Origin of the sequence: Nodosilinea sp. FACHB-131 (genome assembly GCF_014695395.1) — a bacterium.
Taxonomy (GTDB): Bacteria; Cyanobacteriota; Cyanobacteriia; order Phormidesmidales; family Phormidesmidaceae; genus Nodosilinea.
The window spans coordinates 173,085-195,013 of sequence record NZ_JACJOF010000007.1 but is presented as its reverse complement, the minus strand read 5'-3'; the positions used below and the strand labels follow the sequence as shown (position 1 = coordinate 195,013).

Annotated in this window: 24 protein-coding genes; 10 read left to right on the top strand and 14 right to left on the bottom strand. The window is 52.4% G+C overall.

Annotated elements, in window-relative coordinates:
• Positions 1 to 19: 19 nt before the first annotated feature.
• The 3 genes from H6F75_RS03955 to H6F75_RS03945 all read right to left on the bottom strand — a co-directional run bounded on the left by H6F75_RS03955 (position 20) and on the right by H6F75_RS03945 (position 2,890).
• Complete coding sequence (locus H6F75_RS03955; protein WP_190749427.1) at positions 20 to 1,078, bottom strand: class I SAM-dependent methyltransferase; 1,059 nt, start codon at positions 1,076 to 1,078, stop codon at positions 20 to 22.
• Between the two features lie 143 nt (positions 1,079 to 1,221).
• A complete protein-coding gene (hisS, locus tag H6F75_RS03950; protein WP_190749425.1) occupies positions 1,222 to 2,532 on the bottom strand; it encodes a histidine--tRNA ligase in 1,311 nt (436 codons plus the stop codon).
• Between the two features lie 70 nt (positions 2,533 to 2,602).
• Positions 2,603 to 2,890 carry a helix-turn-helix transcriptional regulator gene (locus tag H6F75_RS03945; protein ID WP_073607309.1) on the bottom strand — a complete coding sequence of 96 codons (288 nt, stop codon included), beginning with the start codon at positions 2,888 to 2,890 and terminating at the stop codon, positions 2,603 to 2,605.
• 79 nt (positions 2,891 to 2,969) lie between these two features.
• Between H6F75_RS03945 and H6F75_RS28960 the strand changes: the two genes are divergently transcribed.
• Positions 2,970 to 3,488: a DUF4168 domain-containing protein gene (locus H6F75_RS28960; RefSeq protein WP_199303729.1), complete on the top strand. Its 519-nt coding sequence runs from the start codon at positions 2,970 to 2,972 to the stop codon at positions 3,486 to 3,488.
• A gap of 6 nt (positions 3,489 to 3,494) precedes the next feature.
• Here the strand turns inward: H6F75_RS28960 and H6F75_RS03935 are convergent, their stop codons facing one another.
• Complete coding sequence (locus H6F75_RS03935; RefSeq protein ID WP_190749701.1) at positions 3,495 to 5,414, bottom strand: PBP1A family penicillin-binding protein; 1,920 nt, start codon at positions 5,412 to 5,414, stop codon at positions 3,495 to 3,497.
• 324 nt (positions 5,415 to 5,738) lie between these two features.
• Between H6F75_RS03935 and tyrS the strand changes: the two genes are divergently transcribed.
• The gene (gene tyrS / locus H6F75_RS03930) at positions 5,739 to 6,971 is read left to right on the top strand and encodes a tyrosine--tRNA ligase (RefSeq protein ID WP_190749424.1); all 1,233 of its coding nucleotides are present in this window, start codon (positions 5,739 to 5,741) and stop codon (positions 6,969 to 6,971) included.
• 293 nt (positions 6,972 to 7,264) lie between these two features.
• Here the strand turns inward: tyrS and H6F75_RS03925 are convergent, their stop codons facing one another.
• Together H6F75_RS03925 and rph are read right to left on the bottom strand one after the other, a co-directional pair.
• A complete protein-coding gene (locus H6F75_RS03925; RefSeq protein ID WP_190749422.1) occupies positions 7,265 to 8,032 on the bottom strand; it encodes a phycobilisome rod-core linker polypeptide in 768 nt (255 codons plus the stop codon).
• Positions 8,033 to 8,258: 226 nt separating this feature from the next.
• Positions 8,259 to 8,975 carry a ribonuclease PH gene (rph, locus tag H6F75_RS03920; RefSeq protein WP_190749420.1) on the bottom strand — a complete coding sequence of 239 codons (717 nt, stop codon included), beginning with the start codon at positions 8,973 to 8,975 and terminating at the stop codon, positions 8,259 to 8,261.
• Between the two features lie 295 nt (positions 8,976 to 9,270).
• Between rph and H6F75_RS03915 the strand changes: the two genes are divergently transcribed.
• Both H6F75_RS03915 and dcd read left to right on the top strand, forming a co-directional pair.
• Entirely contained in the window at positions 9,271 to 9,825 is a 555-nt protein-coding gene (locus H6F75_RS03915) for a P-loop NTPase family protein (protein WP_190749418.1), read from the top strand.
• A 15-nt stretch (positions 9,826 to 9,840) separates the two neighbouring features.
• Positions 9,841 to 10,440: a dCTP deaminase gene (gene dcd, locus H6F75_RS03910; protein WP_190749416.1), complete on the top strand. Its 600-nt coding sequence runs from the start codon at positions 9,841 to 9,843 to the stop codon at positions 10,438 to 10,440.
• A 68-nt stretch (positions 10,441 to 10,508) separates the two neighbouring features.
• Here dcd and H6F75_RS03905 read toward each other — a convergent pair whose 3' ends face one another.
• On the bottom strand, positions 10,509 to 11,006 hold the full coding sequence (locus tag H6F75_RS03905) for a DUF2165 domain-containing protein (protein ID WP_190749414.1): 498 nt from the start codon (positions 11,004 to 11,006) through the stop codon (positions 10,509 to 10,511).
• A 40-nt stretch (positions 11,007 to 11,046) separates the two neighbouring features.
• Between H6F75_RS03905 and H6F75_RS03900 the strand changes: the two genes are divergently transcribed.
• Complete coding sequence (locus H6F75_RS03900) at positions 11,047 to 11,727, top strand: N-acetylmannosamine-6-phosphate 2-epimerase (RefSeq protein WP_190749412.1); 681 nt, start codon at positions 11,047 to 11,049, stop codon at positions 11,725 to 11,727.
• Positions 11,728 to 11,813: 86 nt separating this feature from the next.
• On the opposite strand, the gene H6F75_RS03895 is transcribed toward H6F75_RS03900, so the two are convergent.
• The 6 genes from H6F75_RS03895 to H6F75_RS03870 all read right to left on the bottom strand — a co-directional run bounded on the left by H6F75_RS03895 (position 11,814) and on the right by H6F75_RS03870 (position 14,067).
• Positions 11,814 to 11,933 (bottom strand): photosystem II reaction center protein J, encoded by a 120-nt coding sequence (locus tag H6F75_RS03895; protein ID WP_071527210.1) that lies wholly within the window; start codon positions 11,931 to 11,933, stop codon positions 11,814 to 11,816.
• Positions 11,934 to 12,017: 84 nt separating this feature from the next.
• Entirely contained in the window at positions 12,018 to 12,137 is a 120-nt protein-coding gene (locus tag H6F75_RS03890) for a photosystem II reaction center protein L (protein WP_190519956.1), read from the bottom strand.
• A gap of 9 nt (positions 12,138 to 12,146) precedes the next feature.
• Entirely contained in the window at positions 12,147 to 12,281 is a 135-nt protein-coding gene (psbF, locus tag H6F75_RS03885; protein ID WP_190749410.1) for a cytochrome b559 subunit beta, read from the bottom strand.
• 31 nt (positions 12,282 to 12,312) lie between these two features.
• Complete coding sequence (gene psbE / locus H6F75_RS03880; RefSeq protein WP_190749408.1) at positions 12,313 to 12,561, bottom strand: cytochrome b559 subunit alpha; 249 nt, start codon at positions 12,559 to 12,561, stop codon at positions 12,313 to 12,315.
• A 97-nt stretch (positions 12,562 to 12,658) separates the two neighbouring features.
• Positions 12,659 to 13,663: a photosynthesis system II assembly factor Ycf48 gene (locus tag H6F75_RS03875; RefSeq protein ID WP_190749406.1), complete on the bottom strand. Its 1,005-nt coding sequence runs from the start codon at positions 13,661 to 13,663 to the stop codon at positions 12,659 to 12,661.
• Between the two features lie 98 nt (positions 13,664 to 13,761).
• The gene (locus tag H6F75_RS03870) at positions 13,762 to 14,067 is read right to left on the bottom strand and encodes a rubredoxin (RefSeq protein ID WP_279308280.1); all 306 of its coding nucleotides are present in this window, start codon (positions 14,065 to 14,067) and stop codon (positions 13,762 to 13,764) included.
• A gap of 446 nt (positions 14,068 to 14,513) precedes the next feature.
• Between H6F75_RS03870 and ndhC the strand changes: the two genes are divergently transcribed.
• From ndhC to H6F75_RS03845, 5 genes are all read left to right on the top strand, one after another.
• Positions 14,514 to 14,876 carry a photosynthetic/respiratory NAD(P)H-quinone oxidoreductase subunit C gene (ndhC, locus tag H6F75_RS03865; RefSeq protein ID WP_073607322.1) on the top strand — a complete coding sequence of 121 codons (363 nt, stop codon included), beginning with the start codon at positions 14,514 to 14,516 and terminating at the stop codon, positions 14,874 to 14,876.
• Positions 14,867 to 15,610, top strand: a complete 744-nt coding sequence (locus H6F75_RS03860) for an NADH dehydrogenase subunit K (protein WP_242019643.1) — start codon at positions 14,867 to 14,869, stop codon at positions 15,608 to 15,610. Before ndhC ends, H6F75_RS03860 begins: the two co-directional genes overlap by 10 nt.
• Positions 15,611 to 16,162 carry an NAD(P)H-quinone oxidoreductase subunit J gene (locus H6F75_RS03855; RefSeq protein WP_190749400.1) on the top strand — a complete coding sequence of 184 codons (552 nt, stop codon included), beginning with the start codon at positions 15,611 to 15,613 and terminating at the stop codon, positions 16,160 to 16,162. It begins immediately after the preceding gene.
• 666 nt (positions 16,163 to 16,828) lie between these two features.
• Positions 16,829 to 19,027: a polysaccharide biosynthesis tyrosine autokinase gene (locus tag H6F75_RS03850; RefSeq protein ID WP_190749398.1), complete on the top strand. Its 2,199-nt coding sequence runs from the start codon at positions 16,829 to 16,831 to the stop codon at positions 19,025 to 19,027.
• A gap of 17 nt (positions 19,028 to 19,044) precedes the next feature.
• Positions 19,045 to 20,196 (top strand): polysaccharide biosynthesis/export family protein, encoded by a 1,152-nt coding sequence (locus H6F75_RS03845; RefSeq protein WP_190749396.1) that lies wholly within the window; start codon positions 19,045 to 19,047, stop codon positions 20,194 to 20,196.
• A gap of 431 nt (positions 20,197 to 20,627) precedes the next feature.
• Here the strand turns inward: H6F75_RS03845 and H6F75_RS03840 are convergent, their stop codons facing one another.
• Positions 20,628 to 21,896: an O-antigen ligase family protein gene (locus tag H6F75_RS03840; RefSeq protein WP_190749394.1), complete on the bottom strand. Its 1,269-nt coding sequence runs from the start codon at positions 21,894 to 21,896 to the stop codon at positions 20,628 to 20,630.
• Positions 21,897 to 21,929 lie beyond the last annotated feature (33 nt).

Genomic DNA, 21,929 nt, shown 5'->3' with positions numbered 1-21,929 from the left:
TATTCAGTTGGCTCCGTGCCTAGGCCGTCACTGGCTTGCGGCATACCCAGTACTTGCTCATAAAGTGCACCTGGTTGCTGACCGATTCAAACCCTGCGTCAGTCAGGCGCAGATTGAGGTCATCGGTGGTGTAGTGCCGATAGTAAGGCTCATGGAACATGGCCGGGAAATTCTCCATTGCCGCCTCAAACTCAGGGGAGTCAAGCCGCTGAATCGAGTCACACAGCACCACAGTGCCGCCGGGTTTCACCACCCGATAAATCTCGTTGATTACATTCTGCCGCGCCACTGCCGGCAATTCATGGAACAAGAAGACGCTCACGACGCCATCAAAGTAGTTATCCACAAACGGCAGGTTTTCACCATTGGCCTGCACAAGCTGCGGCAATACTCCTGGCTTAGTCAACAGATTTTCGTTGGCCTTACGCAGGTAGGCGGGCGACAGGTCAACCCCATAGAGCGACGTTTTGGGCAGAGCATCGCGAATCATGCCGAGGGTGCGACCCGTGCCACAGGCCACATCCAAAACCTTAGCCCCGTTCTCAACGCCAGCCGCCGCTAGGCCCTGCTTCAGAGGAGCGAGAATGCGACGGCGCATGGGATCAGCGGTGCCGTTGAAGAGAATCTCTACCTGGAGGTCGTACAGGTTAGCCGACATATCGCTCAGGTAGCCGTCGGTCTGGTGGTGAAAGTTTTGCAGGTAGTACTTGGGATACCCGGCTGTGTCGATGTCGTCAGAAAAACTGTGATGGTCGCGCTTGTTCAGCCGCTCCCAGATCTGGGGTAGGTCGAGGCAAACTAAAGGATAAAACCGAAAGAAGGCATCCCAGGGATTATCAAACAGCAGCTCTTTGGGATAAACTCCGGCCTCTGCATCTTGCCAGTCGCGCTCTAGCAGTTCACCCATGCGCTGCTGCAGGAGTTGCAGAGATTTCAGGTCTAAGGGCGTAGTTTGCAGATCTTTGGGCGGACTGACCGTCTGCATAACCTGAGTGCTAACGGCTTTGTGGGCTAGCCCAAAGTAGCTCTTACCCTGTTGAAAGGCTTGGTAGGCCAATTTTGTGATGGTGTCAGGCATACAACCAGCAAATAAATTAGGTGTTGGGCAGAAAATACCAATGTGAATAATCGTAACGAATTTCTCAGAAAGGTGGGGTCTTCCAAGCGACGGAAAACCCCACCTTTCCGAGAGGAGCCAGACTGATCTGGCCTCCAATGTTCCTATGTTCGACTTTGAAGCTGCCGCAAAAAACCGTCGGTATCGCTAAGTAACGCTGCCTGAGAAAGACTGGTTTGATCGCCTGATGTCAGCCACTTAATCTGTACAGTGCCCTGGGCCGCCTCGTCGTCACCGATGATTAGGCAGGCAGCGGCCCCGCTGCGATCGGCCCGCTTAAACTGTTTGCCAAAGGCCGCACCGCTGAGATCTAGCTCTACCGCTATTCCTCGATGGCGTAGTTTTTGGGCCAGCTGTAGGGCGTTGGCTTCGGCATGCTCACCGCGAGAGACTAAATAGATATCTGGAGCCGTGGCCTTACCCTGCTCCAGGGCTTCGAGCAGCAGAGTAAGACGCTCTAGCCCAATTGCCCAACCCACCGCCGGGGTAGACGGCCCACCCAGTTCTTCCACCAACCCGTCGTAGCGGCCACCGCCGCACACCGTGGCCTGAGACCCTAGATCGCTTGACTGAATTTCAAAGGCGGTGTGGGTGTAGTAGTCGAGTCCTCGGACTAGACGTGGGTTGAGTTCGTAGACAATGCCCAGGGCATTGAGCTGGGCCAGCACCTGATCAAAGTGGCGCTTAGAGTCAGGGCCCAGGTAGTCCAAAATGCTGGGGGCCGCCTGGGTAATGGCCTGGGTTTTTTCGTCTTTGCTGTCGAGAATGCGCAGGGGGTTGCGGGTGAGGCGATCGCGCGAATCCTCATCCAAATCTGCCGCATAGGGGGTGAGATAGGTAACCAGAGCCTCGCGGTAGCGGGTGCGATCGCTCCTGTCGCCCACCGAGTTTAAGTAAAACGTCAGATTCTTAAGGCCCAAAGCCTGCAAGATATCTGTAGCCAGGGCAATCACTTCTACATCAGCGCGGGGGTCGGCGCTGCCCAGCACCTCGACTCCCACCTGGTGAAACTGACGCTGGCGACCTTTTTGCGGACGCTCGTAGCGAAACATGGGGCCGGTATACCAGAGGCGCTGTACCCCGCCCTGAGCATAGAGACTGTGCTGCACGTAGGCTCGCACGACCCCAGCGGTACCTTCAGGGCGCAGGGTGCAACCGCGATCGCCCTTGTCCTTAAAGCTGTACATCTCCTTGCCCACCACATCGGTAGCTTCGCCAATGCCCCGCTCAAACAAAGCAGTGGCTTCAAATGTCGGGGTGCGAATTTCGCGGTAGGCAGCTCGGCCCAAAATTTCTCTCGCCGTCGCCTCTACCCGCTGCCAGGTATGAATGTCGGCCACCTTTAGGTCTTGGCCGACAAACTGCGCCTTGGGCAAAATGTCTTCGGTTCCGGGCAGCGATTGAATCGACTCCATAACGGGGCAGGCGCTCTCAATGGGCAATACAGAACACCCATCATAGCCTGAGGTTGGCCGGTGGCGGTGCCTAAGCCTCCTGACTCTCGGCCTTGACTTCAGGCAGTAGGCAACAGTTAACTTCGTCGATGCAGACCTTGCCCGACTGGAGCGCCCAGCGAAACAGAGCCACCCGGTTGCCCGTGGCGGTCTTGGTCAAAATATTGCTGATGTGGTTGTCGACCGTGCGTTTGCTGATCTCCAGTTTCTCTGAGATTTCTTGGTTAGTTAGCCCCGATGCCACTAGCTCAACGATCTGTAGCTCTCGGTCAGAGAGACTCCCTTGACCAGGCACTGGAGCCGTATCATCGCTTGCCATGGCAGTCCGTTTCCTTCGTCATTATGTATTTATGCTTAGGCTTAGTACCACTATAGGCCATCTGGTTTCGGGTAGGCTGGTGAAACGCGTTCTGAGCCGTCGGTCTATGGGTTTTGAGTGGATGACTGCTGCTGTTGAGCCCTGCGTTCGTTGTCTAAAACAGCGGGGCAAAACAGGGAGGCAAAGCCAATGCCTGATGCAGCGGGTGGTGTATGTGGGCGCAGTCATCCTGCTGCTGCTGGGTATGGGTACCCCCGCTCTGGCTGTCTCCTCATTACCAATGGCAGACGTACCAGCGCCAGCAGTCTCCCCTACCCAGCCCGACGCCAACGATATTCCCTCAGAAACTGTTAGCCGCTTTGTTAATGCCTACATGGCCGTTGTCAAGCTGATTGAATCACGCGAACTTGGCTTGCAGCGAGCCGAGACCGACACCGAATCGCGCCAGATGCAGCAGGAGATTCAGGCCGCAGCCCTCGATCTGATTCAGGCCAATGGGCTCACCCTCTCTGCCTACTGGGAACTGCTGGGGCTCGCCAACAGCGACCCGGAATTTCGCGATCGCGTTCTCGCCCAAATCGACGAAGCCAATCTCTAACTGTTCTTAGGGTTGCACAAATTCCGAAGGTCGCTTGAAGTTTTCGGCCGGCGTGTTGGCTAGAGCCTGCTGCATAAAGTCCCGCCACACTGGCGCAGCATAGGTGCCACCCGTAGTACCAGAGCGCATCGGCGAGTAGTTATCGTTGCCAATCCACACGGCGGTCGAGAGTTGGGGAACATAGCCCACAAACCACACATCTCGTTGGGAGTCGGTGGTGCCGGTTTTGCCCGCTGCTGGTCGCCCAATCTGAGCCGCTTTACCGGTTCCCCGAGCAATTACTCCCTGCAAGACATCGGTTAGCGACGCAGCTGCCCAGGGGTCAAGCACCAGCTGAGGCTGGGGGGTGTTGTCCAGTAGCACATTGCCGCTGCTGTCGCTCACCTGCACGATAAAGGTCGGCTCAGAGTGCCAGCCATTACTGGCAAAGGTGGCATAGGCTCCGGCCATTTCCATGGGGGTGAGATCTACGGCACCTAGGGGCAGCGAGGTGACCGGCTGCATCGGACTGTCAATCCCAAGGGTGCGGCACAGCTCAATAATTTGGTTCACTCCCACCGCCTGGCCCAGCTTCACCGCTGGCACGTTGCGCGAGGTTTCTAGCGCCGTGCGAATGGGAATATTCCCCATAAAACTGCTGTCATAGTTCTTGGGGCTGTAGTAGCGATAGCCATCGGGATAGCTGACCGGCGTATCGGCAATGCTGCTAGCCGGGGTATAGCGCCCCGTGGCAAAGGCCACATAGTACACAAACGGCTTAAACGCTGAGCCCGGCTGGCGGTACGCCTGAATCGCCCGGTTGAACTGGCTGGTTTGATAGTCGACCCCGCCCACCATAGCCTTCACAAAATGGGTACGAGGGTCGATAGACACTAGAGCCATCTGATCAGCGATGTGGCTAATGCGGGCATTGTGTCGCTGCACCGTGGCCTCGGCCATGCGCTGCATGTTGAGATCGACGGTGGTTTGCACTCGCATGCCGCCCTTCACCACCGCTTCGTTGCCAAAGCGCTGCTTCAACTCCTGAACCGCTGCTTCGGTAACGTAGGGAGAAATACTGGTGCGGAATGATTTCACTTCGCCCACCAGCAGGGGCGTATCCCTGGCAGCTACCTCTTCGTCTGGGGAGATCCAGCCCAGCTGGCGCATGCGGTTAAGCACGACGGCCTGGCGCTCCTTGGTGGCTTCGTAGTTTTGGAAGGGGCTGTAGCTTTCTGGAGCCTGAATCAGGCCCGCCATCACAGCTGCTTCGGACAGGGTGAGGTCTCTCGCTGACTTGTTAAAGTAGCTCTGGGCAGCGGTTTCAACCCCATAGTTGTTGTGGCCCCAGTAGACCTGGTTGAGATACATCTCCAGAATTTCGTCTTTGCTGAAGATTTGCTCTAGGCGCAGGGCCAGCACGGCCTCCGCCACTTTGCGGCTGACGGCCCGCTCGGGGGTGAGAAACAGGTTTTTCACCAGCTGCATGGTGATGGTCGAGCCGCCTTCTACCGTCCCTCCGGCTTCTACGTTGGCTAATAAGGCCCGGCCCACGCTGCTGGGGTTGATGCCGTTGTGGGAGTAAAAATAGCTGTCTTCTACCGCTAGCACAGCCCGTTTGAGGTGCGGCGACATCTCGTCGAGGTCGATGACTTCGCGATTCGCTTCGTCGTGGAGGCTGTGTAATAGGGTGCCGTTGATGTCGTAGATATAGCTGGTCTCGCTGGGCACGTAGTTGCGCAGTACCCGCACGTCAGGCAAATTGCGAAAGCTGATAGCCAGGCCCACCAGTCCGCCCGCCAGTACCGAACTGGCAATCATGGTGGTGCCGAGCAGGGCTGCCGCCGCTACCTGCCCTACGTCTTGAACATACTTCAGCGCGTTGGGTGCTCGGCGCAGGGGCTGAGGCTGGGATCGGCTTTTGCGGCGGATGGTGTTGGTTGACACGTTGGCTCTTAAAGGCTGCTTACAGAACGACGGTGCGGCGTAGCGATGGAGGGCTATTTTGTAGGGTGTAGATGGCCGTCGGTAGGTGACGGTTAGGCCATTATAATGACCCTCTAGGTAAGTGAGCGTCAGCAGTGGCCCTAAAGACTGCTTGAGGGCGATCGCAGGCACGCCTATCCTAGCCTTACAGATGGTTATAAGGAGAAGCTAAGGGCCACTTTTGCCACAATTTATAAGTCAGTGGCCTTGGTCCCTAAACCTGTTTTCTCTGGCCCCTGGGCAATACCAGCCCGCCGTCCCTATTCCATAAACTCAGTTTTCACTATGACCCAGGCTAACCCCAGCTCCTCCCCGGTTGAATTTGAGAGCATTTATCGGGGTATCAGCGAGGTCTTTCCCCACCAGCCCGACTCTAGCGACCCAGAGCAAAACCTGACGCAGCGGTTGCTGAAGTGCGATCGCCCCCTGCGGGTCAAGCTGGGCATTGACCCCACCGGCGCCGAAATTCACCTAGGCCATAGCATTCCGGTCCGCAAGCTGCGCGCCTTTCAGGATGCTGGCCACACCGCCGTGTTGATTATTGGTGACTTCACCGCCCGCATCGGCGACCCCACTGGCAAGTCGGAGGTGCGTCGCCAGCTCACAGAAGCAGATGTGAAGACCAATGCCGAGACCTACCTGGAGCAGGTGCGCCCCATTCTCGATTTCGACACACCCGGTCGGCTGGAGGTGCGCTACAACTCTGAATGGCTGTCTTCCCTTGACCTAGGCAAAATTCTTGAGTTGCTCAGCACCATGACCGTAGGGCAGATGTTGGCCAAGGAAGGGTTCTCCGAGCGCTACGGCAAGGGCGATCCGGTGTTTCTCCATGAGTTTCTCTACCCGCTGATGCAGGGTTATGACTCAGTAGCGGTGCAGTCCGATGTGGAACTAGGCGGTACCGACCAAAAATTCAATATTGCCGTCGGGCGCGATTTGCAGCGCCACTTTGGCCTGCTGCCCCAATTTGGCCTGCTCGTGCCGCTGCTGTTGGGCACCGACGGCATCCAAAAAATGTCGAAATCCCTGGGCAACTATGTGGGGCTACAGGAGGATCCCCTGAGCATGTACTCCAAGCTCGAAAAGGTGCCCGATGCGCTGATTCGAGACTACTTTGAGCTGCTGACGCCCTTCGCACTTGATACCCTGCCCGAGAATCCGCGCGATCGCCAAAAGCTGCTGGCCCTAGAGATCACCCGCCAATTCCACGGCGAAACAGCGGCGCAGCAGGCGCAGCAGGCCGCTATCAGCCTCGTTCAAGGCACCGGTGAACCTGCGGCTGGGGTGCCCGAGTTTTCCCTGGCCGAAATCAATTTTCCGGCCAAACTGTTCTATTTGGTAGGGTCTACACCGCTGTGCGCCAGCAGTAGCGAGGCCCGCCGCCAGATTCAGGGAGGTGCCGTGAAGCTCGACGGCGAGAAGATGACCGACCCTAACCAGGAGTTTGTTAGCCCCGCTGAACTGATCGGCAAAGTGGTGCAGGTGGGCAAGAAAAAGTTTGCTCGACTAACACCCTAAATGACCCGGGGCGAACCCGCCCTTTTGTTTAGACAGCTGAGAGCTACCGCCACGCTGGTTAGCAACTAATGAAAGACAGCGCTGCTAGGCGGCGGTGGCAAGCTGGAGGATGTTCCCTTGGACCTTATCAGGCTGCCGCATCCTGCGTCGTCTGGCAGCACCCAACGCCAGTTTAAGTAAAACACCCGCGCGAATTTAGAAAGGATTCGCAGGCTAGAGCACTAGTGCCATACTGGAGCTTCGAACCACCAGTATGGCGACATGCAGCCCAGCGATCGGGGCACCGCGTCTACCTAGCGAGTAGTCTGCATCAGCAGGTGGCGCAGCTTGTCGCGCTCAGTGGCAGAGAGGGTGGCGGCAAAGGCTTCCAAATCTTGAGGACCCATCGTGCTTAGCACCTGGTGCAGCGCCTCTGCTCCTGACACGGCCCTTGTAGCCCCCGCGGTTGACCGCAGAGTCTGGCCTGAATGGGTTGATGTCCCCGGCAAACTACAGCTGCCGCCGTCGCAGTTGAGCTGAAGGTTGTGCCAGGTCATGGTAGGCACAATCCAGCCGCGCCGACCGTGCAGCTCATGCAGCAGCACTTCGGTTTCCCAAAACGTTCTAGGAGACGGATAGCTGTCCTCAGCCCAGGCATGGGGCACGGTAAAGCAGCCGAAATGCTTACTGTAATCTTCCGAGTCGAGCAGAGCAGTGATCATCGCCTTGACACCCTGACGCATCAAAGTGTCGCAGTAGCGATGCATTTCTACCTGTCCACTAGGGGCACGACCAATAAAGTGCTTGAAGCACAGCTCAATAAATTTTAGGTTAGAAGAATTGTAGTAAAACTCATTGAGATACACCTCAGAATGGCCTAGCTCACGCAGAAATCGCTTGACGCCAATCTTATTTCGCAAGAACTCTGCCTCAATTTTGGCGAGCTGTTTGCGCTCAAATCCGTAGGGCTGGCGTTCGAGCACCTGTGCATAGATTTGGTGTAGGGCTGCCTGGCGCTCTTCTCCCGGAGATTGCCGACTCACCGTGATTTCTTTAATCGAAAACGCATCTATAGATGTCATGGCAAACCTTCCTGCACGAGAAAAAACGATTCCAGACTGTGGCCTAACTACAGACTGCCCAAGGGCAAAATTCAGCCGATAGTCTTGATGCGTTTCTTAACGATAGGAACTCGTTTTACTCTCTCGCTCTAGGAAGGAAATGCCCCTTGGCGATCGCAACTCTGAGCACCGCCCAGTTTCAGCAGGGCAGCACTAGATAAAACCGCTATTGACTCAAGTGGGGTACCTACAGCAATGCTGCCTGCTGAGCCGCCAAGAGCTGCTTAATACCCAGCTCACCCACCTCTAGAATCTGGTTCATCTGCTGACGGCTAAAACTACCCTCTTCGGCCGTACCCTGAACCTCAACGATGTTGAGATCCTCGTTGAGCACCAGATTGAAGTCTACGGCTGCCGCCACGTCTTCGTCGTACTGCAAATCGAGCAAGACGTTGTCTTCAATCAAGCCAACAGAGACAGCTGCAACGCCGTGCACTAGGGGCGATCGCGCCAGCAATCCCTGCGCGACTAGGCCCTGCACTGCATCGGCTAGGGCCACATACCCTCCGGTAATCGACGCCGTACGGGTTCCTGCATCGGCCTGAAGCACGTCGGCGTCTACCAGAAGAGTGCGTTCCCCCAGCAGCTCAAAATCAAGAGCCGATCGCAGGCTACGCCCAATCAGACGCTGAATCTCCTGGGTGCGGCCCGACAGCTTCATGAGCTCGCGAGCCTGCCGCTGGGGGGTAGCCCCTGGCAACATGCGGTACTCAGCCGACAGCCAGCCCCGACCTGATCCCTGCAAAAACCGCGGCACCCCTTCTTCCACAGACACGGTGCAGAGCACCTGGGTGTGGCCACAGCGGGTGAGTACAGAGCCCGCTGAAAATTTCGTAAATTGGCGTTCAAAACTCACTGGCCTCAGCTCGTGAGGTTGCCGACCATCTGGACGTTGCCAAGCCATACAAGGTGCCCCCAATGCCCTCCCTAGAATACAGCAGACTCCCCTAGAGTAAGCGGGTTTTTCACCTCCTCAAGCGCAGGTTCCAGAGGATAATCATCGGGCTGAGCCATCACGGCCAAACCACAGTACATACGCACTTTATGGATGCATATAGAGTAATTTGTCTATTCACATTGGGGGAATCACGCTATATTTAGCCCTACTATCCAACTAACCCAGCTCAGGAACGTAACCTACGTTGCTGCTGGTGTGGTTAATGGACAACTGCCATTTCTTGCCCCCGCTGGACTAGCCCATGGTCTCTCAGATCAAACCTCTTTCCCTAGCGCCGTCCCCTACCTCGCTCGTTCGCCATCCGCTTTTACAGACGGTAGAGGGCACCGTACAGGTCTTCACCGCCGTACACCGCAACTTTTTTACCAATGTTATGGTGCAGGCTCTGCGCATCGCTGACCAGGGCAAGGCTGTGCTGATCGTGCAGTTTCTTAAGGGAGGCATTCATCAGGGGCCTGATCAATCCATGCAGTTTGGCCAAAATCTAGACTGGATTCGCGCCGATATGCCGCGCTGTATTCACGACCCAGTGGTGAGCTCCAGCGAGCAGCAGGCTATTCAAGACCTGTGGTCTCACACCAAAGCGGTGGTCGCCCGAGGTCGCTATGGGCTTATCGTGCTTGATGAACTTAGCCTAGCCGTGAACTACGGTCTGATTCCTACCCAGGACGTTGTAGACTTTCTCAAGCAGCGCCCTCCTCAAGTCGATGTCATCCTCACCGGCCCCGACATGCCAGATCCGCTACTCACGGTAGCCGACCAGGTGACCGAATTTCGCCGTAACTTCTTGCCCTAGCCGTAACTTTTTCCCATGATTAAAAACGACGCCTGGATCGACAAAATGGCCAAGGATGGCATGATTCAGCCGTTTCAGCCTTCCCTGGTGCGGCAGCTGGAGAACGCTGACAATCCCTTAGGGCAGCCGGTTATTAGCTATGGGCTGTCGTCCTACGGATACGACATTCGGCTATCTCCTGCCGAATTTAGGATCTTTCGCCATGTTCCGGGTACGGTAGTTGATCCCAAGAATTTTAGCCCTGCCAATTTAGAACCCACTGCCCTTAAAACTGATGAGAGCGGTAGCTACTTCATTTTGCCGGCCCACTCCTACGGGTTGGGAGTAGCCCTGGAGAAAATTTCTGTCCCGAATAACATCAGCGTGATCTGTATTGGCAAGTCGACCTACGCTCGCTGTGGCATCATTGCTAACTTAACCCCAGCTGAAGCCGGGTGGCGTGGTCACCTGACCCTAGAGTTTTCCAATTCTTCTAGTGCCGACTGTCGCATCTACGCCAGCGAGGGAGTGGTGCAGCTGATTTTCTTTGAAGGTGAGCCCTGCCAGGTCAGTTACGAAACCCGTCGCGGCAAGTATCAAGACCAAGCGGAACAGGTGACGCTGGCTAAGGTGTAATGGGGCTTCGCCTAGGCGTACAAAGTGCGGTTGGAGATGCGATCGCCCGTCCTCCATTCCAGCCCAACCTACTCAGGCAGATCACCGTCAGTCAGGCTGAGATAGATCAGCACAAAACCCACACAGCCGATAAAGCGAAAGGCGGGCTGTTGTCCATTCCACTCCAGTGACTGCCACATGGTGAACCACTCCCCAGCCACTACCATGAAGCCCACAAACCAAAATAGAAACGCCAAGGTCAGCCCGCAGGTGGCCGTAGCCTTAGCCCGGTTAAAGGTGATGCCATCGCAATTCACAACTTTCAACAGGCGCACGGCTCCGCCTAGACAGAGAGCGGCGATCGCCGACTCAATCCCTATAATCACCCCATAGGCAACTTTCTGCAGGCTGGATGAGGTCACAGCTCGCCAGGTTAACTGACTATCTTCAAACACAGTATCCATGCTCAGCACGTGCTGAATGTACCTAAAGTTGGCGTTGTAGTCCGTCAGGTTATTGAGCACGATCACCAAGACCAGCAGACCAATGGAGGCTACCAGCAGGGTTTTTGAAATCCGAGTTGCCATAGATCAAACTAGATAGCGCTGTTGTGGAGTACGTCCTACCTTGAACATTTTGGAATCGTTGCGGGGCGGGCTAATCGTATCGTGCCAGGCACCTGTTGACTCGCCCCTACACAATGCGACGGCGATCGCAGCTATGGCCGAAGCCGCCCTCAACCGTGGAGCCGTCGGGGTCCGCATCGACACCCCCAACCACATCCAAACCGTACGGGCCCGCTGCAATTCCCCCATCATTGGCCTGTGGAAGCAGGTGATGCCGCCCTCAGAGGTCTACATCACCCCTCAGTTTCACCACGCCGAGGCCGTAGCCCAGGCTGGCAGCGATATCATTGCCGTTGATGCCACTCAACGCCGCCGCCCCGGCGGCGAGACCTTAGATCAGCTGATTCAGCAAATTCACCAGCGTTTGGGTTACGCGGTCATGGCCGATGTTGATACCCTCGACAACGCGCTAAAGGCTATCGATGCCGGAGCCGATTGCGTCGGCACTACCCTGTTTGGCTATACCGCAGAGACCCAAACCGATACCCCGCCTGGGTTTGACCTACTCAAAGCCTTGGTAAAGCAATGCCCTGTGCCGGTCATCTGTGAAGGCGGCATTGCCTCCCCAGCCCAGGCCAAGCAAGCCCTTGATTTGGGTGCCTATGCCGTTGTCGTAGGCACGGCGATTACGGGCATTGATTACCTCGTGCAGCGCTACGTCAGCGCCCTCGATCGCCCTTAGATCTCCCCTAGACCTACTTAAAAGGCTGGGACAAGCGAGTCTAGCTCAACTTGTCCCAGCCTTTAATCTCAACCTGCTCAAAGCAGCTACATGGCAGACCCTACGCCAGCGTAGGCACCATAGAAAAACAGACCCACCACCACCAGCACACCAGTACCGGCAACAGTCGCCACGATCCACAACGGAATTCGTCCACTCTGAAGCATAATATCCACCTCCTACTAATCGGGTCAGAAACTCAACACAGTCTGAGCACCACAGCCATGCCTATCTGAGGCAAGTTTGCGGGTCTAGTTGAAGAAGTAGCTAGAGAACAACAGACCCAGCACAAAAACCAGCAGCAGCCCCAAATATAGGGATGTGCGGTTAAGTTCTACCGGTTGCTTATTCGGGTTTGGACTACGATCCATGGTTTTCTCTTATCGTTGAATAAACTGCATTGCCGCGATCGCCCCTAGGAAAAACACGCTGGGTACCCCTAAGGTATGCACAGCTAGCCAGCGCACGGTGAAGATCGGGTAAGAAATGGGCTCGTTCGGAGTATTGCTTTGCATAGGTTCAATCAAACGTTGGAATACTAAAACGTTATCGATTTGAGAACATGTCGATCTGATCTTTCGCATCAAAGCGATCGCTCACAATCGGCAGCTGCATTTGGTTGTCGGGATAGTAGGAGTTGGGGCGAGGCGTGCCAAAGGCATCGTACGCCAAACCCGTGCTCACAAAGAGCCAGCCCGCAATAAACAACATGGGAATGGTGATGCTATGGATAATCCAGTAGCGAATACTCGTTACGATGTCGCCAAAGGGGCGCTCGCCTGTAGAACCTGCCATATCAACGTCTCCTCTCTGAACACGAAGAATCTAACCTAATCATAGAGAACCCCGGAAACCCTAACAAGCTATTTCAGCGAAGTTCTCCCAACTTTCCTTAGACAACCTCAGGCCGATATTTGAGAATGGTCCCATCCTGACCCAAGATGAAGCCCTTCTCCGGTCCCAAGAACTTCACTCTATAAAAGTTAGATGGCACATCCCCAACAGATTTGTCTTTCAGCCAAGTCTCGCCACCGTCAAAGCTACAGAGCAGATTACCACCACCACCAGTCACCCAAACCTCATTGGCGTTGCGAAAAGCCATGTCTAGCAGACCCCAACTCGTTCCAGCCTCAGGGCTTAGCGCCTCGGTGAAGTCGTCTGAGGAGCGAGAGTTCGAAAACCTCACCTGGCCACCGCGGGCAATAATCCAGAGTTTGCCATCACTGTCAAACCCCATGTTTTGCAAACGCCTTGAGTTCTGGCGATTGTGGGGAATCCACTGCTCCTGTCCCGGCGCCCAAGTAGAGTAAAAATTTCCTCGGGACGACACCGCCACATACCGACCGTCGTCAGAACGGACCATGTTCCGCACCACCCCAACAGCCCCCTGCACCAAAGCCTTCCAGGTACGGCCGCCGTCCTCTGTGCGGTAGATCGCACCAATGTCGGTAGCCATCTCAGCCGACTTGTTGCCAATAGCCGTGACTAGAAAGGGTGAACCCGGCAGTTCTTTGCTCAAAGGCACGCTTTCCCAGGTCTTCCCCCCGTCACCGGTGTGCAAGAGGACCGACGGGAGGCCCGCTACCCATCCCTCATTACCGGCAAAATCAATGGAGGTAAACGTATAGGCCTGATCTTCCAAGGCCAACTCACGGACTTGCCAGGTGCTACCGCCATCCTGGGTTTCTAGCAAGGTATTCCGGCTGCCCACAATCCAGCCGTGGTCGGCATCTTGAGTGAACGCAATGTCAGACAGAGTAGACTTCACCGGCACCTGGATCACTTCCCAAGGATGCACATCTGCGTCCGCCAAAAAATAACTAGAGCAGCCGGTTGCTACCAACACCGCCACCAGCATCACTAGGCCTCGCTTTAACCAGTCGAACGCAGCGTGCATAGATAATTGAACCCGTACTTCCTAAACAACACTCAAGTCAAATCAGCGTAGAGCAAGCTCTTTACCCTTGAGACACTTCCAAAGAAGCGCTTACGGCACTACCTCAAACCGTAGAGACTGATAAAAAATAGAAACCCTACGGCCAAAGCGCCAAAAATTAAAATATTTTTCTGGCCAGGAGTCAACCGATTCACGCCCAAGCCGTAGCTCAGATTTTCCTTAAAGCCAGAGGGAGAGTTAACTGGGCCAATGTTGGCAAATCGCTTCTTCGGGGCACTACACACCGGACAGCGCCAGTTCACGGGTAAATCCTCAAAGGCAGTGCCTTGAGGGATTTTAGCCCGACTGTCACCCTTCACTGGCTCATAGGAGTAGCCGCAGGACCGACATTCATAGCAATCCATTTCCTCAGGAGAAAGGACGACCACCTCAGCCGGGCTGTCTTCAAGGCCGTCAGCCCCTTCAGAAGTAGCAGCCAGATCTACAGATTCAGATGAATTAGCCGAAGGATCAGACTCAACACTCATAGGACTAAGGCACCTTAAAATTCAATCAAGAGTTACCAAGGCGGTCGAGAATCCTCCATGGTCCGTCCCTTGTGACCAGAAAAAGCTCGCCAGACAACGTGCAGGGCAAAAATGCTCGTTGTAAACAATTATGACACAATTGGGCCATCCAAATTTTTGGCTAACCACTAGGCTAAGTTTGCGATCGCACAGCCAATCTCCCATCGCCAAATCAACTCTGACCCTAGTTTTTCAGCTAAATGCCTTAGAATACACCTGAAGCGCATGGACTGCTAAGTCCTCAGACCGCACTGTGTGTAATAGCCTTCTAGGGTGGTGAACCTGTGTTCGTCTTATCTGGTTACGAATATTTCCTAGTCTTCTTACTCATATCTTGTCTGGTGCCAGTGGCAGCCTTGACAGCCTCCAAGCTGTTGCGCCCTGTCAGCCGAGGTCCTGCCCGCAGAACCACCTACGAGTCGGGTATGGAGCCTATTGGTGGCGCGTGGATTCAGTTCAACATTCGCTACTATATGTTTGCGCTGGTCTTTGTTATCTTCGACGTAGAAACCGTCTTTTTGTATCCATGGGCGGTAGCGTTTAACCAGCTGGGCTTGTTAGCATTCGTAGAAGCACTGATCTTTATTGCTATTTTGGTCGTTGGTCTTGTGTACGCTTGGCGTAAAGGAGCCTTGGAATGGTCATGACCCCCCCCTCAGCCGCCGATCCACTTTCTCTGGCCCCAGGGGAAAGGCTTGCCAATCCTTCAGCACCGCCTGCGGTAACCCATGGGCTGTCTGAAAACGTCATTTTGACTACAGTTGATGATCTTTACAACTGGTGTCGGCTATCCAGCCTGTTTCCCTTGCTCTATGGCACAGCCTGCTGCTTCATTGAGTTTGCAGCGCTGATTGGCTCTCGCTTTGACTTTGATCGCTTTGGGTTGTTGCCTAGAGCTAGTCCCCGTCAAGCCGACCTGATTATTACCGCTGGCACCATCAACATGAAGATGGCCCCTGCCCTTGTACGGCTCTACGAGCAAATGCCCGATCCCAAGTACGTTATTGCTATGGGAGCCTGTACTATCACTGGCGGCATGTTCAGCAGCGACTCTACCTCGGCGGTGCGTGGGGTTGACAAGCTAATTCCTGTCGATGTTTATATCCCTGGCTGCCCTCCCAGACCTGAGGCAATTATCGATGCCATCATTAAACTCAGGAAGAAAGTAGCTACGGAATCTATGCAGGACCGTGCTTATACCCTGCAAACCCATCGTTTTTACGAGCGCAGCCATCAGCTTAAAGCAGTGCCTGCAATCTTAACCGGTCAGTACTTACAGACAGGTGCCCATACCGTGCCGCCCAAGGAGCTCATGGAAGCTATGGGGATGCCCATGGCTGAGACTGTGGCGGAGCTGACTCCCGAGGATAAGGAGATTTAAATGGCTGAAGAAGACTCCCAAGCATCATCTCCGCAGCCGGAGCCCACTGGTGAAGCATCGGCAGCACCTCTAGTAGAGGCGGGTGCTGTATCCAGTTGGCTAACCGAAAACGGGTTTGACCATAGGTTAATGCCCCGCGATCATCTAGGAATAGAGATAATTACGGTAGAACCGCAGTTTCTCATTCCAATTTGTACTGCTCTATATGCCTATGGTTTTAATTATCTCCAGTGCCAAGGAGCCTACGATGATGGTCCGGGCAAGGAATTGGTGAGTTTTTACCATTTGGTAAAACTGGACGACAACATCGACAATCCCGAAGAAGTCAGAGTTAAGGTATTTTTGCCTCGTGGCAATCCTCGAGTACCTTCGGTGTATTGGATTTGGAAGGCAGCCGATTGGCAAGAGCGAGAAAGCTATGATATGTATGGCATCCTTTACGAAGGTCATCCCAACCTAAAACGGCTACTCATGCCTGAGGACTGGGTTGGCTGGCCACTTCGTAAAGACTATATTTCTCCTGACTTCTATGAGCTTCAGGATGCCTATTGAGGGTCTAGCATAAGGTTTGCTTCTGTGAAGCGATTACAAGAAAGCTGTCACTACCAATCCGTAAACCTCTTGCACAACTTTCAGCTATGCCTGGGAGCCAGGCTAAGCAACATCTCTGTAGGCGGTGTTATTGAGCAAGTTACTAGTCTCCTATAGGCGCAGCTCTTAGGTCTTAAGAAATAGCCTGATGTCTTAGTCATCAGGCTATTTTCTGTAGATGGGTCTTGTTCACCGAATTTGCTTGGGCCTTGCAGGACTACGAGAGTGTTAAGTAAATAAGCAGCCTAACTCAGTACTTGAGTGAGCAGAATTCCTGAATCAAGTTCCTGATGAGCCTTGGGCATCATAGAATCGTCATCATTGTTAAGACAGTGCTAGACAGCTCAATGCCCCTTCCCCCGCAACTGCTTCCATAGGATATGCTTGCGTAAAGGGTTTAAGCATCTATTTAAATTAGATAGGTAGTTATACGAGTCTTTGACTCATTATTCAAACCTACCAGCGTTCACCTCTAAGGCGACTTAGACATATCCACTTAATGTGGTCGACTGCAAGTCAAAACCTGTAGTCTAAGCAATCGAGTTGTCTAGGTGGAATGGGGCAGTAGCTTACCGCCTTGCGTAAGTAACCAGATTGTTTTCAGGCGTATCTCACTTCTATTCGTCTATGACTAACAAGACCTACCAAGATTACGTTGAAGAAATTGACCTACAACGCTACTGGCTAGTGTTGAAACGGCGCTGGTTGCCAGCGACTCTTGTGCTAGGCACCTGTATGGCAGGTTCAGTGCTCTTTGCCCTGACACGGGATCCGTCTTACAGCGCGGATGGCAGCATACTGGTTAGGCCGGACCTTACGCCAACATTGACTGGAGTAGGGACAGATATTAGAGAACTCCCTCTCTCAGTAAACAACCTGCAGAACCAAAGTTCTGTTGTGCTTTCAACTGCAGTTATGGAATCCGTTATTGACAATCTGGGTCTTACAGACGATGACGGCTTGCCTCTAAAGCCAGCGGATCTAAGTGCCAAACTCAAAGTAGAGTCTACAGAACAGGCAGACATCTTACAAATTTCCTACAGCTCCGACGATCCTAATGAGGCTGCTACCGTTGTCAACGCAGTAATGGATGCCTACCTGGAACGAGACATTCTCAGCAACCGCTTAAAGGCGGCTACAGCCAGAGAGTTCATTGAGCGGCAACTGCCTATTGCTGAAGCAGACCTAGACCGTTCAGCCGCAGCACTGCAGCAGTTTAAGGATGCTAACGGCATTGTTGTTCTTGAAGACGAAGCCGTTGTAGCCGTTACTGCGATCGCTGAGTTAGACACCCAAATTCGCGATGTATCTTCTACTCTTGCCAGTGCTAACACTCAGGCAAGCAAGTTACAAGAACAATTAGCAATCCCATTAGAGCAAGCTAAACAGATCGAAACCTTAAGCCAGTCTACGGCTGTTCAGCAAGCACTAGCAGATTTACAGCTAGCCCAAGCAGAGTTGGCAAGTCAGCGTAGTCTCTATCGAGAGACTCACCCCACGGTTATCAACTTAGAGCGCCGAGTAGAATCACTGCAAAGCCTGCTCAGTGAACGAGTTGAAGACATCGTAGGAACAACTGAGCTTGCGGGTCTCGGCAATCTACAGATGAGCCCTCTAGATCAACAGCTCACAACAGAGTTAGCTACAGCAGTTGTAAACCGTTCTAGCTTGGCTAGTCAGCTGCAAAGTTTAGTTGAATCTCGAAATCGTTATGCCGAGAGAATTCAGGCATTTCCAGCCCTTGAGAAGCGCCAGTTGGAATTGACTCAGCGCCTTCAGTCAGCTCAGCTAAACTATGAAAATCTTTTAGCAGCCTTTCAACAAACTCAGCTAGCTGAAAACCAGACTGTCGGCAGCGCCGAAATTTTGGAAAGGGCCGAACCTGCAGAAGACGCTGGTAGCCTACTTGTTCCAGCCCTTGTCGTCGGAACCTTTCTGGGTAGTTTGCTCGGCATTGCTTGCGCCTTTTTCCTAGATTTGGTCGACAAATCAGTTAAAACTGCCAAGGATGGCGAGATGTTGCTGGGTTACACTCTACTTGGGTTAATTCCTAAGTTTCGTACAAAATCTGAAAGCGAAGGCTCTACAGCTTACCTTGCTGGCAGACTTGACCGAGCCGCCTACGTTCCTGCCCTCGATAGGAATCAACCCATGGTCTCGGCAGCTTTTCAGATGCTTCAGGCAAATCTGAAATTTACTAGCTCTGATACCCCTCATCGCGTCATCGCAATTACCAGTTCAGTTGCTGAAGAGGGTAAATCTGAAGTTTCAGCCAATCTAGCTGCCACTTTGGCTCAGTCAGGTAAACAGGTATTACTGATTGATGCTGACCTTCGTTCTCCATCTCAGCACCACATTTGGGATGTTATTAACCGAGCTGGTTTAAGTCAAGTACTAATTAGAGAAGAAACCCAGCAAGACGTTATCCACCAAATTTCTGAGAACTTAACTCTCATGACGGCTGGTGCTCTTCCACCTAACCCTATAGCCATCCTGGATTCTGAGCGAATGGCAGATTTGCTCCAGCAGATGAAGCGGCAGTACGACTACATTCTAATTGATACACCACCGCTCCTAGGGGCGGCAGATGCAGCTGTGCTAGGGCGTATGTCTGACGGCGTTCTGCTAGTGCTGAGACCTCGCAAAGTAGACTCCGCAAATGCCTTAGCAGCCAAGTCTTTCCTAGAACGGTCACAGGCAAACGTCCTAGGCGTAGTTGCCAATGGAGTAGATATCAATAACGAGCACGGCGATTATGTCTCTCGCATTAAAGCTGGCGAGTATGGAAAGACAACGCTATCAGAAATGCAAACAACGGTTCGTTAGATTTATTGCTTAAGATTATGAAACTAGATAAACTTTCTATTGCGCTAATTTCGCTCTCAGCAGCATTAGCTCACAGTTGCATGTGGGGCTTAGAGGCAGCAAATGCTCAACAATCGGTAGAGTTTGATTCTCCAATTGAGGCAGTAAATGCTCAACAATCAACAGAGTTTAATTCTCCAACTATTGAGCTGCCAGCTTCACCTGCTCCTGGAAACTATATTTTAGGAGCAGGTGACCAGATTGCTATTGAAGTCTTTGGGTACGAGGAGTTCACGGGTTCGCGGGTAGTTTTACCTGATGGCACGATGCCTTTTCCATTTTTGGGATCTATTCAAGCAGCAGGAAAAACTGTCGACAACTTATCCCAAGAAATTACTCAAGGGCTCAATGCCTATCTGGTAAACCCAGTCGTCAATGTCAGCTTGACGGCTCTGCGCCCAGTAGTTGTAGATGTAGCCGGTGAGGTTTATCGCCCTGGACCTGTACAACTGAGTAGCTTAACCTCAGCTGAAACACAGCTAGACGTAAACGCCCGGATTACAGCAGCGACAACAACACCAACCCTATCTTCGGCCCTAGTAGCTGCTGGTGGAATACGTCGCACAGCAGATATCCGATCAGTTATTGTCCGACGACAGCTATCAAATGGTCAGTCGCAGGATCTTTCTGTGAACCTATGGGATGCAATCTCCAGTGGTGGTCAAGGCAACAACCTGGTGCTCAGAGACGGAGATTCTATCTTTGTACCTAAGGCACAGCCCGGAGCTGAGATTGATCCATCTTTAGTAGCGAGTTCAAGCATTGCACCAGACAATGTTCGAGTGCGCGTCATTGGCGATGGCGTAGTCCAACCAGGGGAAGTTCAGATACAACCAAACAGTTCGGTAGCTGGCGCGATCGCTGCTGCTGGTGGCCCTAATTCTGATGCAGCCTTAGGAGAAGTCCGCCTTGTTCGACTTTCAGAAACGGGACAAGTCGAAGAACAAAGAGTAGACCTTTCCAGCTTGGTAGACAACTATCAAGTTCAGGACGGAGATGTGATTTTAGTACCTAAGAAAGGTTACCTAGTCGGTATTGACACCATAAACCGAGCCCTAACTCCAATTTTGGCTCCTTTAGGTGGCATCTTTAACATTCTAGATGTCTTTAACATCTTTAATGATGACTAATAACTGCGTTAAAGCAAGGTTACCTTGAAGAGAGCTAACTCTATGTAATTGGCCTACCTAAAATTCAAGGATTTTACTGGATCAATACTGGTGAGCTAATAGAAATCACTCTACTACACTAAACTCCTTGGTTAACCAAGGAGTTCTTTTTTGACGTCCGATATTGGAGTATATCTGATATAGCCGCCAGCCCAGCCAAGACATTCTGTGTTGCTCTGGGTCGCGATAGCTTTACACTAGTGCGCCGTCTTTTTGCCAGCAACAATGATCTGTGTTCTAAGCACAGCGGTCAGCGCTATAACACTTCATCAGTTTCGATGTTCGCATAGAACCTTTGGAGCATTTCTTCCATCGGCTATCCAAAGGAAAGGAGACAAATTAAGCATTGATACTCTCAAAAGAGTATCAATTTAAAGCGATATAAAAATGCTCTAATCCTTTGATGCGAAAACCTTTGGGGTTAGAGAGAAAGCCAGGATAATAAAAAGGATCCAATACAAGGTGGTTAGACGAGCCAGATAGCTTTCAAAGGTATTGAACAAAACAAGCATTGACAGAAATAAAAGAGGCCATAGATAAGCTGCTTCTTTTCGGTCATAGGCAAGCTTTGCTGCCCTAACATAGGTCATAAACCATGTAACACAAAAGAACGAGAATCCAATAAAACCAACATCTAGAATAAGATCTAAAAAGCCGTTGTGCGCATGAGGTGGAACGTGATAAGCGAAAGATTCGAAGCCAGTTGTTAAACCGACTGAATCCCAAAATACGCCTCTTCCATATCCGAGGTATGGGCTACCTGGGATCTTTGCACTAATAACAAGATGCCAAATGAGCGTTCGTGTGGATAGTGTAGGATCTCGATCAAAGTAATCAAGAATATCTACCCAATTAGAGAACAAAACATAAAAGAAACTCACTGAAACTAGCACAAACAAAACACCTAGTAGAACTGAGCGTTTGCCTAGCCAAGCAAAGCGACGATAAAAAACTGTTAGCATCAGCCCTACAAAAGAAAGAGTTAATGCTGTGACAGAACTACTAACAAGTAACGCCGCAAAACATCCTCCAAGGAGTATTAGCGCCCATCTCTGCTTCTCTTTGGCATAGTTGGCTAGCATAAAGAGAGCTATTAAAGTCATTGCTGAGTGCGCACCAAACTGATTCTTCTGCGCAAACACTCCTTTCCAGCTGCCGATAAAAGGACCTTCAATATGACGGCCTACTCCTGGCATAGCAACCGCTAGAGCCACGCTCTCCAGAAATACTATGACCAAAACCCATAGAATTATCTTAAATTGCTGCTCTAGCGTAAATCTAGAGGCAATATAAAGACTCAACAAAAACATTGGAACAAATTCTTTCCAGATAGAATCTATCGTGACTGAGGGATTATAGGACCATAGAAAGGAGATGGAAGTGATGAAAATCAGCCCCAATGCCCATTTGTTACTAAGAGCCGTCTTCAGTGTTTCAATAGGGCGCAGTGACAATAGCAGCAAAACAACTGCATAGGCAGCGTATCGAATTAAAGTAATAATCGGTGTTGGAATAACCGGAGCTGCGGCAAGATCTGCTCCAAAGCCAAAAGCGCCTGCAAAAAATAGAAGATAGAAAATTGCAAAGCATGTCTCCGCAAAATCAATTTGTTTTCCGGATACTACGGTATTACCGTTAAGGGTAAGTTTTTGAGCTTGCATGGCGTCAAGTGCTTTAACAAACAATATGGGAAC

What these genes read in the sequence shown, in the direction of transcription:
- H6F75_RS03955 (WP_190749427.1), bottom strand. Translation starts at nt 1,078, where the DNA reads ATGCCTGACACCATCACAAAATTGGCCTACCAAGCCTTTCAACAGGGT.
- hisS (WP_190749425.1), bottom strand. Translation starts at nt 2,532, where the DNA reads ATGGAGTCGATTCAATCGCTGCCCGGAACCGAAGACATTTTGCCCAAG.
- H6F75_RS03945 (WP_073607309.1), bottom strand. Translation starts at nt 2,890, where the DNA reads ATGGCAAGCGATGATACGGCTCCAGTGCCTGGTCAAGGGAGTCTCTCT.
- tyrS (WP_190749424.1), top strand. Translation starts at nt 5,739, where the DNA reads ATGACCCAGGCTAACCCCAGCTCCTCCCCGGTTGAATTTGAGAGCATT.
- H6F75_RS03925 (WP_190749422.1), bottom strand. Translation starts at nt 8,032, where the DNA reads ATGACATCTATAGATGCGTTTTCGATTAAAGAAATCACGGTGAGTCGG.
- rph (WP_190749420.1), bottom strand. Translation starts at nt 8,975, where the DNA reads ATGGCTTGGCAACGTCCAGATGGTCGGCAACCTCACGAGCTGAGGCCA.
- H6F75_RS03915 (WP_190749418.1), top strand. Translation starts at nt 9,271, where the DNA reads ATGGTCTCTCAGATCAAACCTCTTTCCCTAGCGCCGTCCCCTACCTCG.
- dcd (WP_190749416.1), top strand. Translation starts at nt 9,841, where the DNA reads ATGATTAAAAACGACGCCTGGATCGACAAAATGGCCAAGGATGGCATG.
- H6F75_RS03905 (WP_190749414.1), bottom strand. Translation starts at nt 11,006, where the DNA reads ATGGCAACTCGGATTTCAAAAACCCTGCTGGTAGCCTCCATTGGTCTG.
- H6F75_RS03895 (WP_071527210.1), bottom strand. Translation starts at nt 11,933, where the DNA reads ATGCTTCAGAGTGGACGAATTCCGTTGTGGATCGTGGCGACTGTTGCC.
- H6F75_RS03890 (WP_190519956.1), bottom strand. Translation starts at nt 12,137, where the DNA reads ATGGATCGTAGTCCAAACCCGAATAAGCAACCGGTAGAACTTAACCGC.
- psbF (WP_190749410.1), bottom strand. Translation starts at nt 12,281, where the DNA reads ATGCAAAGCAATACTCCGAACGAGCCCATTTCTTACCCGATCTTCACC.
- psbE (WP_190749408.1), bottom strand. Translation starts at nt 12,561, where the DNA reads ATGGCAGGTTCTACAGGCGAGCGCCCCTTTGGCGACATCGTAACGAGT.
- H6F75_RS03875 (WP_190749406.1), bottom strand. Translation starts at nt 13,663, where the DNA reads ATGCACGCTGCGTTCGACTGGTTAAAGCGAGGCCTAGTGATGCTGGTG.
- H6F75_RS03870 (WP_279308280.1), bottom strand. Translation starts at nt 14,067, where the DNA reads ATGGATTGCTATGAATGTCGGTCCTGCGGCTACTCCTATGAGCCAGTG.
- H6F75_RS03860 (WP_242019643.1), top strand. Translation starts at nt 14,867, where the DNA reads ATGGTCATGACCCCCCCCTCAGCCGCCGATCCACTTTCTCTGGCCCCA.
- H6F75_RS03855 (WP_190749400.1), top strand. Translation starts at nt 15,611, where the DNA reads ATGGCTGAAGAAGACTCCCAAGCATCATCTCCGCAGCCGGAGCCCACT.
- H6F75_RS03850 (WP_190749398.1), top strand. Translation starts at nt 16,829, where the DNA reads ATGACTAACAAGACCTACCAAGATTACGTTGAAGAAATTGACCTACAA.
- H6F75_RS03845 (WP_190749396.1), top strand. Translation starts at nt 19,045, where the DNA reads ATGAAACTAGATAAACTTTCTATTGCGCTAATTTCGCTCTCAGCAGCA.
- H6F75_RS03840 (WP_190749394.1), bottom strand. Translation starts at nt 21,896, where the DNA reads ATGCAAGCTCAAAAACTTACCCTTAACGGTAATACCGTAGTATCCGGA.